Origin of the sequence: Blastomonas natatoria, assembly GCF_003201955.1 — a bacterium.
Lineage (GTDB): Bacteria > Pseudomonadota > Alphaproteobacteria > Sphingomonadales > Sphingomonadaceae > Blastomonas > Blastomonas natatoria.
Map to the genome: position 1 here is coordinate 320,599 of NZ_QJJM01000002.1, position 14,374 is coordinate 334,972.

A 14,374-nucleotide genomic window follows, 5' to 3' on the forward strand; every position below is an offset into this window, starting at 1 on the left:
GCGTGTTCTGCCGGTCAGCGGGTGCGGCAGCGCCCGGTGTTGGTATTCTCGATCGTGCCGTCGTCATCATAGCGGATCTGCATCGTGAAACCGTCCGAAGCGATCGAGCGGATGACGGCGTTATACCATTTGTTGTCGCTCCACAGGCATGCCACCCGGCTGCCGGCCTGCCAATCGAAGGGGAGCACGGTATTGGCCTGACGCGTTTCGACATCGCCATCATCGAAGCGGACCGTTACCAGCGCGCCGGAACGGGATTCCACGACGCCAGGATAATAGACGGAGCTGCCACGCCAGGGCGAGAGCACCCAATCACCTACCTCTTGGGCCATGGCCTGAGCCGGAAGTGCCAGCCCAGCAAACGCCGCAGCGACAGCAATGCATGCCTTCATTGTCTTCATGATCATCCCCTTCTGATCGGCAGTTATGAATTGGCGACACGACCGCCGCAGGCATCACGCTATACCCAAATCAATTTCGGCTCAATCTGATGGTATTGGCTCGGCCCACCATGCCCGGGCGAATATGATTGTGCATTGGCGGCAAAAGCGCTAGGGGCGCAGGCTTGCAGCGACGCCGAATTTTGGGCGTCGCGCGCGGTTTCGCCGATGATGCGAAACCTACGCATCATCGATACGAATTGAAATCCCATGCCTTTTGATACCGTTCCCGCCGTTCTGTCGGACGCGCTTGATGCGCACGGCTATGACACCCTGACCCCCGTCCAGCAGGCTGTGCTGGAACCCGAGGCGCATGGCCGCGACCTGATCGTTTCCGCCCAGACCGGGTCGGGCAAGACGGTGGCCTTTGGCCTGGCCATGGCGGCCGAGCTGATCGGCGACGATGGCCGCGTCGGCCAGGCGGCTGCCCCGCAGACGCTGATCATCGCGCCGACGCGTGAACTCGCGCTGCAGGTCAGCCGGGAGTTCATGTGGCTCTACGGCCCGGCGGGAGCCCGCATCGCCACCTGTGTCGGCGGGATGGACGCGTCGCGCGAACGGCGCAACCTCGGCTATGGCGCACAGATCGTCGTCGGCACGCCGGGGCGCCTGCGCGACCATCTTGAACGCGGCGCGCTCGATCTCTCGGCGCTCAAGGTCGCAGTGCTCGACGAGGCCGATGAAATGCTCGACATGGGCTTTCGCGAGGACCTTGAGGAAATTCTGGATGCCACGCCCGAGGGGCGTCGCACGCTGCTGTTTTCGGCTACCATGCCGCAGCCGATTGTCGCGCTCGCCAAGCGGTATCAGCGCGATGCGCACCGCATCTCGACCGTCAGCCAGCAGCGCGGCCATGGCGATATCGATTACATCGCCTGCACCGTTGCCCCATCCGACATCGAAAATGCAGTGGTCAACCTTCTTCGCCTGTACGAGGCCGAGACCGCGATCCTGTTCTGTGCGACGCGCGACAATGTGCGCCACCTGCACTCCAGCCTGATCGAGCGTGGCTTTTCCGCCGTTGCGCTGTCGGGCGAGCACAGCCAGAACGAGCGCAACCAGGCGCTGCAGGCGCTGCGCGACCGCCGCGCGCGCGTGTGTGTCGCGACTGACGTGGCCGCGCGCGGCATCGACCTGCCCGGCCTTTCGCTGGTGATCCATGTCGAGCTGCCTCGCGATGCCGATACGCTCAAGCACCGTTCCGGCCGCACCGGCCGCGCGGGCAAGAAGGGCACGGCGCTGATGATCGTGCCCTATCCGCGCCGCCGCCGTCTGGAACAGATGCTGCGCGGCGCGAATATCCCTGCGCAATGGATCACCCCGCCTTCTGCCGATGACATCCGCCGGGCCGATCGCGAGCGCCTGCTCGAGCGGTTGCGCGCGCCCGTCGAGGCAGATGACGCCGATCGCGAGCTGGCCCAGGCGCTGCTCGCCGAACGCAGCGCCGAAGATCTTGCGGTGATGCTGGTGCAGGCGCACCGTGCCCAGATGCCGGTACCTGAGGAATTGCTCGATGCCTCGGCCCCGCCGCCGCCGCGCGATTTCGGTCCGCGCCCCGGTTTCGAGGACACCGTCTGGTTCGAGATGAACATCGGCCGTCGTCAGAATGCGGATCCGCGCTGGCTGCTGCCATTGCTCTGCCGCCGGGGACATATCACCCGCGGCGAGATCGGCGCGATCCGGCTGGGCGACGACAGCACCCATTTCGAAATTCCCCGCGCCGTGGCCGATCGGTTTGCCGAAGCCGTAAAGCGCACTTCGGGCGGTGAGGATGGCGATGAAGGCAGTGTCACCATCACGGCTGCCGATGGCCCGCCCGCCTATCGCCCACGCTCCGGACCGCCGCCGCGCCGCGACGGATCGGGATCGGGCAAGAAGGGTCGCGGCAACGCCCCGCTGAAGCCGCGTTACGAGCCACGTCCCGATGGCGAGCGTCGTCCTCCGCGCGAAGATGGGGAGCGAAAGTCCTTTGGCGACCGCAAGCCTGCGGGAGACCGCAAGCCCTATGGCGAGAAGAAGGCGTTCGGAGAGAAGAAATCGTTCGGTGACCGCAAGGCATTCGGAGACAAGAAGACCCAGGCCGACCGCGCCTCCTATGCCGACAAGCCCTCGCGCGGACCGCGCAGCGATGCGCCGCGCGCGGGTGGCCCTGGTGGGAAGCCGCGCTTCGATGGCAAACCGCGTCCTGCGGGCAAGCCCGGCGGCAAGCCGTTCGCCAAGCGGCCCAAGGGCTGAGGAATTCTGCCTGACCGCAGCCCGTTCTCCGGCGAAAGCCGGAGTCCGTGGGCTCCAATGCACTGACGACACTCTGAATTCCGGCTCTCGCCGAAAAACGGCGACTATTGCGATGTCGGAGCCACGGTCTCGCCACCGAGCGCCCGATACAGCGTCACGCGGTTGCTCGCTTCGATCAGTTGCGTCGCGAGCAGCGTGCGCTGCGCCTGGTACAGCGAGCGCTGGGCATCAAGGCTGGTCAGAAAGGCATCAAGCCCGCCGCGATAACGCATGTCGGTAAGGCGATAGCTGTCTTCGGCCGCATCGACGAAAGACTGGTTGGCGCGCAGCTGTTCGGCAATCGTGCCCCGCCGCGCCAGCGCATCGGCGACATCGCGAAACGCTGCCTGAATCGCACCCTCATATGATGCGAGAGCAGCATCGCGCTGCGCCCTGGTCTGCGCGACACCGGCCTGGGCCGCGCCGCCGGCGAAGATCGAATAACGCACCGTCTCGCCGACCGAATAGTTGAACGCCGCCCCGGTAAACAGCGTCGACAGCGCGTTGCTCGCAAGGCCCGCAAGGCCGGTCAGCGTGATGCGCGGGAACAGGGCCGCGCGCGCCGCGCCGATCTCGGCATTGGCAGCGCGCAGCTGATATTCGGCCTGGATGACATCAGGACGCCGCAGCAGGATCGTCGAATCAAGCCCGGCAGGCAGAACGCGCACGGCATCACCGGCGTCAGCGATCGATTGCGGCAGCAACGCCTCGTCGATCGGCGCGCCGACCAGCAATTGCAGGGCGTTGATGTCCTGTGCCAGCGCGGTAGTCTGCTGCGCGATGTCCGCTTCGGCAGTCGCGAGAATCTGCTCGGCCTGGCGCAGGTCGGTGCGCGGTGCGATGCCGCCCTCGAGCCGCAGTCGTGTCAGCTTGACCCGCTCGCGCGCGTTGGTGGCGGTGTCTTCCGCAAGCTTGAGGAGAGCACGGTCAGCGGCATAAGTGAGCCAAGCATCGGCGACATCGCCAACCAAGGTCAGCCGGGTCGCGCGGGCCGCAGCCTCGGTGCCGAAATAGCGGTTGAGCGCAGCATCGGAAAGCGACTGCAACCGCCCGAACAGATCGAGCTCGAACGCAGTAGTGCTGAGATCGGCAGTGTAGCGCGTGCCTGCAGTCGATCGGCTCGCCGACGGGTTGTTGCCGATATCGATATCCTGGTTGCGGTTCTGGTTGGCGGTACCGTTGTCGAACTGCGTGCGATTGGCCTGCGCATTGATCTGCGGAAGCTGCGCGGCACGCTGGATGCGGAACTGGGCGCGTGCCGCCTCGATATTCGCCGCCGCCACGCGCAGGTTGCGGTTATTCGCCAGCGCCTGCTCGATGATCTGGACAAGACGTGGATCGGCGAACACGTCGCGATAGCCCATCGCCGGAAGCGCAGCTTCGCTCTGCGCGAGATAAGCGTCACCGACGGGCCATGAGGCAGGCACGGGCAGATCGGGCTGGACATATTTGGGGGCCATCGAACAGCCCGCCAGCAAGAGGACCGTCATCAGCGAGGCAGCGCGCTTCATGCTGCGCCCTCGCCCGGCTTCGGCTCGCCGATATGCAGCTTTTTCAGCGTGTCGCGGGTCGTGCGCCGCACAAGCACGAAGAACAGCGGAATGAAGAAGATTGCGAGCACGGTGGCCGTCAGCATGCCGCCGATTACAGAGGTGCCGATCGCGATGCGACTGTTCGCCCCGGCCCCACTGGACAACGCGAGCGGAAGCACGCCGAAAATGAACGCAAGGCTGGTCATCAGGATCGGGCGCAGGCGCAGTCTGGCCGCTTCGAGTGCCGCATCGATCACGCGCGCTCCACGCTTTTCCGCCTGTTCGGCAAATTCGATCACCAGGATCGCGTTCTTCGCCGCCAGCCCCATGGTGGTGAGCAGGCCGATCTGGAGATACACGTCATTTTCCAGCCCGCGCAGCGTCACGGCGAATACCGCGCCGACCAGGCCGAGCGGGATGACCAGCATGACCGCGACGGGAATCGTCCAGCTTTCGTAAAGCGCAGCAAGGCACAGGAACACGACGAGCAGAGACAAAGTATAGAGCAACGGTGCCTGTCCCGAAGACAGACGCTCCTGGAATGAAAGTCCCGACCAGGCGACGCTGACGCCGGGGATCTGCTTGGCCAGCTCCTCGATCCGGTCCATCGCTTCGCCCGAGCTCTGCCCAGGCGCCGCCTGCCCTTCATACTGGAAGCTGGGATAGCCCTGGAAGCGCGACAGCGTTGTCGGCGTGGTCGACCAGCGGGTGCGGGCAAAGGCGCTGAACGGCGCCATCTGCCCGTCATTGCCGCGCACGAACCAGCGGCCGATATCGTCGGGGGTTGCGCGATAGGGCGCGTCGGCCTGAACGAAGACGCGCTTCACCCTGCCCCTGTCGATGAAATCATTCACATATTGCCCGCCCCAGGCGGCCGACAGGGTGGTGTTCACGTCATTCTGGTTGAGGCCAAGCGATGCCAGCTTGGGCTGATCGATATCGACCTGCAGCGTCTGCACATCGGGCAGCTCGCCAAGCCGCACGCCCGCGAGCAGGGGATCATTCTCGGCCAGTTCCAGCAGCTTGTCGCGGGCTTCTGCAAACTCCTCGCGGCTCATGCCGCTGGTGTTCTGCAATTGCAGGCTGAAGCCGTTGGTCTGGCCCAGACCCCGGATGGCGGCAGGAACCAGCACGTTGACCTGTGCATCGCGGAAAGCCGAAAAGGCCTTGGTCGCGCGCTCGCTGATCGCGTCGGCGGAATCCTCGGCGCTCGTGCGCTCGGACCAGTCGACAAAGTTGACGAAGCCCTGGCCGGTATTCTGCCCCGCCGCGCCCTGCCCGCCGCCCGCGACGCTGAACATCACCGCAATGTTCCTGCGCTCGTCATTGAGCATGTATTTCTCGATTGCCAGCTGCACCTCTCGGGTGCGGCCCTGGGTCGCACCAGCGGGCAGGCGGAACTGCAATCGCGCCGCCCCCTGATCCTCGGTCGGAAGGAAGCCCGTGGGCAACCGCACGAACAGCGCAACCAGAAGCACCAGCACGATCGCGTAGATCGCCATGAACAGCCATTTGCGATCGACCACCCTCTCGACCGCCGCGACATAGCGGTCGGTGCCGCGCGCAAAGCCATGGTTGAACCAGTGCTGCGCCCGCTCCAGCTTTTCGGCGCCCCATGGCCAGCGGCGGTGCAGGCCGCTCTCGGCATCGGTGCCGTCATGCTTTTTCTGCTTGAGCAGCGTCGCCGTCAGCGCCGGGCTGAGGATGAGCGCGACCAGCGCGGACAGAACCATGGCCGAAACGATGGTGATCGAGAATTGCCGATAAATGACGCCGGTCGATCCGCCGAAAAACGCCATCGGCAGAAAGACGGCAGAAAGCACCACCGCAATGGCGACCAGCGCGACCTGGATCTCGCCCATCGACTTGATCGTGGCCTCTTTGGGCGTCATGTCCGGATTTTCTTCCAGCAGGCGCTCGACATTCTCTACCACCACGATCGCATCGTCGACCAGAAGACCAATGGCGAGCACCAGCCCGAACAGGGTCAGGGTGTTGATGGAAAAGTCGGCGAGATAGAAGATGGCGAACGTGCCCAGCAGCACGACCGGCACAGCGATGGTTGGGATCAGCGTCGCGCGCCAGCTTTGCAGGAACACGAACATGACGATGACGACCAGGATGACCGCCTCGATCAGCGTCTGGACCACCTCGTCAATCGACAGACGGATGAACGCCGTCGAGTCATTGGCATAGGCGACATTATAACCGGGCGGAAAGCTTGATTTGGCGTCGGCAACCGCCTTCTTGACGAGATCGGCCGTGGCAAGAGCATCTGCTCCCGGTGCGAGCGAGATGGCCAGGCCCGCACCGGGATGGCCATTGATGCGGCTGGAGGCCGAATAGTTTTCCGCACCCAGTTCGACCCGGGCGACATCGCCGAGCGTGACGATGGCCCCGCTCTGTTCGGATTTGAGGATGATTGCCTTGAACTCGTCAACCGTGCGCAGGCGCGACTGGGACGTGACCGTGGCATTCAGCCGATTGCTTTCCGGTTGCGGCAGCCCGCCAACCTCGCCCGCCGCCACTTCGGTATTCTGATTGCGGATCGCGGTGACGATATCGCCGGGCATCAGCCCGACAGAAGCCAGCCGATCCGGATCGAGCCATATGCGCATCGCATATTGCGATCCGAACACGTTGGTCTCGCCCACGCCCTCGATCCGCGCAAGCGTATCCTGCAGGTTGGATACGAGGAAATCCGACACGTCGATATTGGTGCTGCGGTCGGTCTCGTCATAGACGCCGACGATGAACAGGAAGTCGGGGTTGGACTTGGTGACCCGAAGCCCCTGCTGCTGGACCTGTTGCGGCAAGCGGGCGAGCGCCTGCTGCACCTGATTCTGCACCTGAACCTGGGCGATATCGGGATCGGTACCCTTTTCGAACGTCGCGCTGATCGTCACCTGCCCGCGCGAGGTCGAACTCGAATTGAAATAGAGCAGCCCGTCGATCCCGGTAAGCTGCTGCTCGATGATCTGGGTAACGCTGTTTTCCAGCGTTTCGGCCGAGGCACCGGGAAAGGTCGCGCGGATGTTGACCTGCGGCGGGGCGACGTCGGGATATTGCTCGACTGGCAGCAGATAGATCGCACCGATCCCGGCAAGCATCGTGATGATGGCCAGCACCCAGGCAAAGATCGGACGTTCGATGAAGATGCGCGACATCGCCGCGCCTCAGCTCTTCTTGTCGGGCTTGGGCGCCGCGATCACTTGCGGCTTGCTTGCGGGGACAGGACGGATCGGTGCGCCGGGCCTGATCTTGGCAAGACCCTGGACGATCACCTTGTCGCCCGGCTTCAATCCGTTCGTCACGACCCAGTCGTTGCCGACGGCGCGATCGGCCTTGACCTTGCGCTCGGCCGCCTTGTTGCCGGTATCGACCACGAAAACGCTGGCCTCGCCCCGCGCATTGTGGGTGACGGCCGCCTGCGGCACGAGGATGGCATTGGTATTGATCGCCTGATCGAAGCGAGCGCGCACGAACATGCCGGGCAGCAGCAGTCCCTGCGGATTGGGAAAGCGCGCCCGCAGCGTCACGGTCCCGGTGGCGGCGTTGACCATCACCTCCGAGAATTGCACGACCCCGCGAGGCCCGTATTCGCTGCCATCTTCAAGCACCAGCGATACCGAGGCGCTGGCAGGCACTGCACCACCCTGGGCAAGCGAACGACGCAGCGCGAGCAGGTCTGCGCTCGATTGCTGGATATCGACAAACACCGGATCGACGCCCTGAATCACCGCCAGCGGTTCTGCCTGATTGCCGGTAACCAGCGCTCCCACCGTGAACAACGACCTGCCGATACGCCCACTGATCGGCGCGGGCACGCGCGTGAACTGCAGGTTGACATTGGCGGTTTGAACCTGAGCGCGGCCCTGCTGCACGGCTGCGGCCGCCTGCCTCGCAGCTGCGACCGCGTCGACATAGTCCTGCATGGCCACGGCCTGCGCCTCGGCCAGCGGCTTGAGCCTTTCGGCGCGGATGCGCGTCGCCTCGGCATTGGCAAGCGCACTGTTGAGATTGGCGCTGGCCTGATCGGTGGCCGCACGGAACAGACGCGGGTCTATCTCGTAGAGTGTCTGGCCTGCTCGGACATAGGCGCCTTCGGTAAACAATCGCCGCTTGATCAGTCCGGTGACCTGCGGGCGAACCTCCGACATCTCGAACGCTGCAATGCGCCCGGCCAGCTCGACGGCCACAGGAACGGCGCTTGCGCTTGTGACTACATATCCCACTTCGGGAACCGGACGCTGCCGCCCCTTGCCATCATCCTTGCCCGAACAGCTGGCAAGCGCCAGCGCTGCCAGGCCGATCAGGGCAAAGCGCTTGGGGAACGTCCGTATTGGTCGAACGGAAGGGTGAATGGCGAACTCGCAGAAACAGGGGGACACCGTATACGATCGGTTATCGTATTTAGCTGCTTAACCCATGATAGGGCAAGATTGTTTCCTGAGCCGCGCGCTTTTTGTCGGATTTCAGTAAAAATCCGGCGTCAGGCGTGCTCAACCTCCTTGATCGGCACGCTGGCATCGGCAAGCTGTTCAAGATCGAGCGGAATGCCGTCGACGATTGCCTTGCGTCCCTGCACGTAATCCTTGGTGGCATTGACACAATCCAGCGCGATGACCTTGCCTCCACGCAGGTATATGACCGAGAAGCTTCGAGAGGCGGGATCGCCGCGTACCAGCTCCTGATCGTAATCGACCGACAGACCGACGGTCTGCAGACGAAGATCATATTGATTGGACCAGAACCATGGAATGGCATGATAGGCCTGCGCCTCGCCCATGATGTGCGCTGCAGCCACCTTCGCCTGATCATTGGCATTCTGAACCGATTCCAGCCGGATGACACGATCATTGGCAAAGGGGTTGGCATGCGCCGCACAATCCCCGATCGCATAGATATCCGGCAGGCTCGTCCGGCAGAATTCGTCGACATCCACGCCATTGCCACCAGCTGCGCCCGCCGTCATCAGCGGTCCGGTCTGCGCAATGATGCCGATGCCGACGATGATCATGTCAGCTGCAACCCGCTCGCCATTGCCGCATTGCACCGCCACGGCATGACCGGATTCGTCGGTTTCGATATGATCGACGGTGTAACCAGTGCGCAGGTCGACACCGTGCGCGCGATGCTCCCCTTCGAAAAACGCGGACAAGGCCGGCCCCGCCACCCGCGAGAGCACCCTGTCCAGCGCCTCGATCAGCGTTACCTGCTTGCCGAGCTTGCGCATCACCGCAGCGGCCTCGAGCCCGATATAACCGCCCCCGATGATCGCAACGCTGGTCGTCGCTTCCATCCGCGCCATGATCTTGTCGACATCGGCGAGGGTCCGCACGGCGAACACGTTGCGCGCATTGCTGCCCTGGCAATCGAGCATGCGCGGCGTGCCGCCCGTGGCCCAGACCAGCTTGCCATAGCTAACGGCAGCACCGCCGCTGAGCGTGAGGCTGTGTGCGTCGGGATCGACAGCGGTCACGCGCTTGCCTAGCTGCAGGTCGATACCCCGCTCGGTCCAGAAAGCTTCGGGACGCAGCAGGATCCGTTCGAACGGCTTGTCGCCCGCCAGATATTCCTTGGACAGAGGCGGCCGCTCGTAAGGCGCAAAGGATTCGTCGCCGATCAGACCGATCGTCCCTTCAAATCCCATCTGACGCAGGCAGATCGCAGCCTGGGCACCGGCATGGCCTGCTCCGACAATCGCGATATCATAGCTGTCCTGCACGGCGTCCTCTCCTTCGAAATGGCCCCTGCCCTTGCAGGCATCGCCTGCCATCTGCCGTTTGGCGCCACGGAAAACAAGCCCGCTACCGCCGCAATCCATTCTTCGCACAATTCAGGCACAATTTGGTTTGACCGAAGCCGATCGTGCAATTATAGCGCGCGGCCTGCACCGGCCTCTGGCCCGTGCCTGTCCGGATGGCGGAGTAGCTCAGCTGGTTAGAGCGGCGGAATCATAATCCGTAGGTCGGGGGTTCAAGTCCCTCCTCCGCTACCATCCTTTTTTCGATTAAATCAGCGACTTAATCCTACCCAGCGGGGAAAGATCGGCGGAGTTTCACTCCGAGGGTATCAGGCCAGCTTCGGTGCATCTGATCTTGGATTTACCTAGCTGACTGGCGGCTATCCTGTTCAAATGGAAAAAAGCAGACGTTCTTTGATCGACCCCATTCCGGTCATTCTCTGATATCGCGTATGGGCGGAAGCCTGAGGAGCTTACAGTGCAAATACGTCAAGGAACCATTGCCGATCTAGACGATCTCGTGCTCTTGTTCGACCGCTACCGGACTTTCTACGGACAACAGCCCGATGAAGACTTGGCCCGGTCTTTCCTCCTCGACCGGCTCCGGCACCTCCAGTCCATCATCTTCATTGCCTTCTTCGAAGGTCAAGCCATCGGGTTTACGCAGCTATTTCCAAGCTTTTCATCCGGCAGAGCTGCTCGGACCTTTATCTTGAACGATTTGTACGTGGCTCCAGAAGCGCGCGGCAAAGGCGTTGGAAAGGCATTATTGGCTGCGGCAGCCGACTACGGCAAGGCTGTCGGAGCGGTACGGCTCACGCTTTCCACTGCCCATGACAACGGCGCGGCGCAATCGCTCTATGAGGGTACGGGTTGGATCCGTGAGACCACTTTCATCTCCTACAATCTGCCATTGGCTTAGGTCCGCAAACCACCCATATTCCGCCATACGCGAATCAATTAAAGCCCTCCAAAAGCCGACATTCCAAGGTTATATCAGCTCCCGACCGGCGTGGAAATCAGCGCATTAGAGACGCACCCAGCGCAAGCTACGTTTGCGGCCAAGTCCCTCCTCCGCTACCATCCCGAACATGATCGCTTCCCTTCTCGCCCCCTTTGGTTGGCGGCGATGAAATACTGCAGCCATGTCCACATGAAATTTGGCAGGATAGGCGGATCGGCAATCGGCTGCCGTTGGGGCAGTTCGCCGTCGTTGCGCCGCTGTTCGGCTTCGACTCTGGCCTCTCAGTCAGCACGGTCCGGCAAAAGGGTCATTGTCTCGCCACCGCGGGTCAGCATGAGCGCGCGGCCTGCCAGCCACAGATCGGCAAAGCCTTCGCGGGAATCAACCAGCCGGTAGCGCGCGCCCTTCCCGCCTCTCCCGGACAAGAGGCTGCCACGGACGAAATCGCCAGCATGGACATGCTGCCACGCACCTGCACGCAGCACATAAATGGCTGATTGCGGCAATGAACCGGCGATACATTCGAACACCAACGCAATCTTTGGCGACTGCGCGCCGAGCCTGGGATATTCGACATGACGGCGATCCTCGGCGCACATCGCGACCGGGGCTTCCTCAGCATTGGTGACCGGAGCTTGCCCCCATAGCATCAGGGCGGCAGCCAGCATCGGCACGAAGTCCCTGGGTACAAGCGAGTCCAGCGCACATCTCCTCTGGCACCGCGAGGCCACAGGGCGACGGGATTGCCGCCCTGTGGCCTCTGGTTACATGCGGATGCTGAGCGTCATCATCCCGCCAAAGGCCGTCGGGGCATCGGCGACATGGCCCGGATCGCGGCTCACCACGCCCGCCATTCCGGCCCTGACATTGGGCAGAATCTGCTGCGACCATTCGATCGCAAAGTCCATCTGCCGCCCGGTGGGTCCGCCAAGCTGCGGATTGCCGCTATAGCCGAAGCTGTAGTCACTCGGTCCATTAACGATCAGCTGATCGGGCAGCGCAAGCCGGATGCCACCAGACGCCACCCGCAAGGGTTGCGATACGCCAAGGGTGACAGCGCTGCCCGGCAGCACAAGGTCCCTGAAGCCAAGATTGACCGCGAAACTATCGGCCGCGACATCGCTCGCCTGCAGCAGCGACGCAGGATCATCGGGGCGGACCCGCGATTGCAGGCGCTGATAGGTGCCCGTCAGCGTCACCTTGTCGGTTACCCGCGCCTGACCGCTGATCCCGATGAACCGGCTCGCCGCTGCACCCACGAAATCGCCTCGCGGCGCAAAGGAGCCCAGGAACCCGCCGCGTTCCTGCAGCATGCCGAGTGTCAGCATGACATCGAGCCCGGGCGAGATCGCGTAGCGCGCCTCGGTGACGATCGCAGCGTTGGACTTGCGGTCCTCCCGATCGACGAGTTGCACACCCGCCAGTTGCTGACGCTCGCGCGAAGCCACGACCATGCCGGTAATCTGCAGTCGTCCGGTCTGATACCGCCCGGAAAGCCAGCTCTGGTCTTCGCCCATCAGCGCCAGCGGCGCCAGACCGACATTGCGATCGGTGATGGATGCCGCCCTGAGATCGGCATGGCTGGGCGCGAAGCCCAGTCGCTGATCAGCAGAGACGCCCGAGCCGAGCGCCATTTCCAGTTCCGGCGTGACCGACTGGCTGAGCATCAGCATGCGTTCGGGGCGATAGCCCCCTGCCGTGCTGTCCGGAACGATCGTCTGCGCTGCCTGCAGCGTCAGCCCGGTCTGCGTGCTCGCCGTGACCAACGCATTGCTGAGCATGGATCGCCCGAAAGTCTGCTCGAACGAGCGGTCCGGCGTTGCTGTCGCGAACGTCGAAGCATCGCCGACAAAGACGCCATTGAGCATGTCGGTGAAGACATAGCGGCTGTTTGCCGACGACAATGTTCCGCGGCCGAACATGGCACCGGTGGTGATCGCTCCCTGAATGGATCCGGTGTTGATCCTGCGTCCGTCCGCCGTGACGGTTGAAGTCGCCCCGACCGGATTGAGCGCGCGCTCGAGATCAGCAAACCCGTGCCCCCAGATGCTGCTGACGGTCTTGGTGATAGACCCATTGGCATTCGTGTAGGTCGCCGTGGTTTCGGTCTCGCCCGCGGGGGTATTGGCATCGTTCACGAAAAAGCGATTGTCCGCCGTGAACAGAAGCCGCGCTGCAAGGTCGGCAGCGCTGACCGTCGGGAACGCTTCGCGCAGCAACGCCAGCATGCCCGATACTTGCGGCGTTGCCTGCGACGTGCCCGACTGACTTTCGTAGCTGGTGTTGCCGGTATTGGACCCGGACCACAGCCCGACCCCGTCCTGCGAAAGACAGAAGGCTGCAGCGATGCCGCATTGCGCAGAGAAGAGGTAGATCCCTCCCTCCTTCTTGGTCGCGGCAGCGACAGCGCTCGCGCCCAGCACCTGGGTAGCCAGGCCCAGCGATGTGGCATTGGTGACCGTGATCCAGCCTCCGGCCAGTTCGGGGGCAAGCAGTGGCAACGCAGCAAACGCGTCGACATTGTCCAGCCCGTTCTGAGGCTCGTTCGCCCCATAGTTGGAATTGGCCCAGACAACCACGCCACCACTGTTCTGGAAATTGCGGAATGCGGTGATGGCGGTTGTCCATTCGGCAGAGGTCCCACCAAAGACATTGGCCATGGCGTCTGTCGTCGTCAGGTTCTGGGCGTTGCGATAGGCCAGGAAGTTCGTGGCAGTCACTTCGAACCCGTCATTGGAGGTACGCACCGGGCGCCACGGAGAATTCGCATCTCCCAGAACGTTCACGCCATAGGAGTTGCTGGAAATGCTCACGCCCGACGTGCGGAACTCGTTGAAGATAGAGGTGAATTCCACAGGCGTTGTCGGGCTCATCCCGAGATAGAGCTGCGCGTTATAGGCAACCCCGTGCATCACCGTGCCGTTGCGGTCACCCACCGCCAGCGCGGACACGTGAGTGCCGTGGGAATCGCTGACGATCGGCGCCGAATTCGACAGCACCACGATCTTGTTGGCGGCTGAAAATTCACCGTGTCCGGGCGTAGAACCGTTCAGATTGAACCCGCTGTCGACGATGCCGACGCGGACGCCCGCGCCGGTCAACCCGTAGCCATAGGCAATGTGCACCTTGTTGCGCTCATACGGATTCATGGCGCCGGTAGCATCGCCGGTGTTTCCGGCAATGGCCTGGCGGTCCGGGCTCTGCGTCACCCCGCGGAACTCGGCCTCGGTGCGGCGCTGCTCGGCAAGGCTCGGATCGAACACGCGCTGCGTCGGCACGAACACCGCAGGCGGCGGCGGTGGCGGCGGCGGTGGCGGTGGCGGTGGCGGCGGTGGCGGTGGCGGTGGCGCAGGCGGAGGCGGCGCCGGAGGTGGCGGCGGCGGCGGCGGCGGTGGCGGAGGCGGCGGCGGCGGTGGAG

9 protein-coding genes and 1 tRNA gene are annotated in these 14,374 nt (G+C 63.5%); 3 read left to right on the forward strand and 7 right to left on the reverse strand.

The annotated features are described in order from the left end of the window. Window positions 1-14: 14 nt before the first annotated feature. Window positions 15-401 (reverse strand): tudor domain-containing protein, encoded by a 387-nt coding sequence (locus tag C7451_RS04150; protein ID WP_146215280.1) that lies wholly within the window; start codon window positions 399-401, stop codon window positions 15-17. Window positions 402-650: 249 nt separating this feature from the next. On the opposite strand from C7451_RS04150, the gene C7451_RS04155 reads away from it, so the two are divergent. Continuing rightward, complete coding sequence (locus C7451_RS04155) at window positions 651-2,675, forward strand: DEAD/DEAH box helicase (RefSeq protein WP_110297688.1); 2,025 nt, start codon at window positions 651-653, stop codon at window positions 2,673-2,675. A 104-nt stretch (window positions 2,676-2,779) separates the two neighbouring features. On the opposite strand, the gene C7451_RS04160 is transcribed toward C7451_RS04155, so the two are convergent. From C7451_RS04160 to C7451_RS04175, 4 genes are all read right to left on the reverse strand, one after another. Further along, the gene (locus tag C7451_RS04160; RefSeq protein WP_110297689.1) at window positions 2,780-4,225 is read right to left on the reverse strand and encodes an efflux transporter outer membrane subunit; all 1,446 of its coding nucleotides are present in this window, start codon (window positions 4,223-4,225) and stop codon (window positions 2,780-2,782) included. After that, window positions 4,222-7,413, reverse strand: a complete 3,192-nt coding sequence (locus C7451_RS04165) for a multidrug efflux RND transporter permease subunit (protein WP_110297690.1) — start codon at window positions 7,411-7,413, stop codon at window positions 4,222-4,224. Before C7451_RS04165 ends, C7451_RS04160 begins: the two co-directional genes overlap by 4 nt. A 9-nt stretch (window positions 7,414-7,422) precedes the next feature. After that, entirely contained in the window at window positions 7,423-8,589 is a 1,167-nt protein-coding gene (locus C7451_RS04170) for an efflux RND transporter periplasmic adaptor subunit (RefSeq protein WP_482758280.1), read from the reverse strand. A gap of 149 nt (window positions 8,590-8,738) precedes the next feature. After that, on the reverse strand, window positions 8,739-9,974 hold the full coding sequence (locus tag C7451_RS04175) for an NAD(P)/FAD-dependent oxidoreductase (protein ID WP_110297732.1): 1,236 nt from the start codon (window positions 9,972-9,974) through the stop codon (window positions 8,739-8,741). Window positions 9,975-10,170: 196 nt separating this feature from the next. Here C7451_RS04175 and C7451_RS04180 point away from each other — a divergent pair. Beyond that, window positions 10,171-10,247 (forward strand) — tRNA-Met (locus C7451_RS04180). Window positions 10,248-10,470: 223 nt separating this feature from the next. Further along, on the forward strand, window positions 10,471-10,914 hold the full coding sequence (locus tag C7451_RS04185; protein WP_208625134.1) for a GNAT family N-acetyltransferase: 444 nt from the start codon (window positions 10,471-10,473) through the stop codon (window positions 10,912-10,914). Window positions 10,915-11,237: 323 nt separating this feature from the next. Here C7451_RS04185 and C7451_RS04190 read toward each other — a convergent pair whose 3' ends face one another. Together C7451_RS04190 and C7451_RS04195 are read right to left on the reverse strand one after the other, a co-directional pair. Next, entirely contained in the window at window positions 11,238-11,624 is a 387-nt protein-coding gene (locus tag C7451_RS04190; RefSeq protein WP_110297692.1) for a hypothetical protein, read from the reverse strand. 96 nt (window positions 11,625-11,720) lie between these two features. Then, window positions 11,721-14,234 (reverse strand): S8 family peptidase, encoded by a 2,514-nt coding sequence (locus tag C7451_RS04195; protein WP_208625135.1) that lies wholly within the window; start codon window positions 14,232-14,234, stop codon window positions 11,721-11,723. Between the last annotated feature and the right edge of the window lie 140 nt (window positions 14,235-14,374).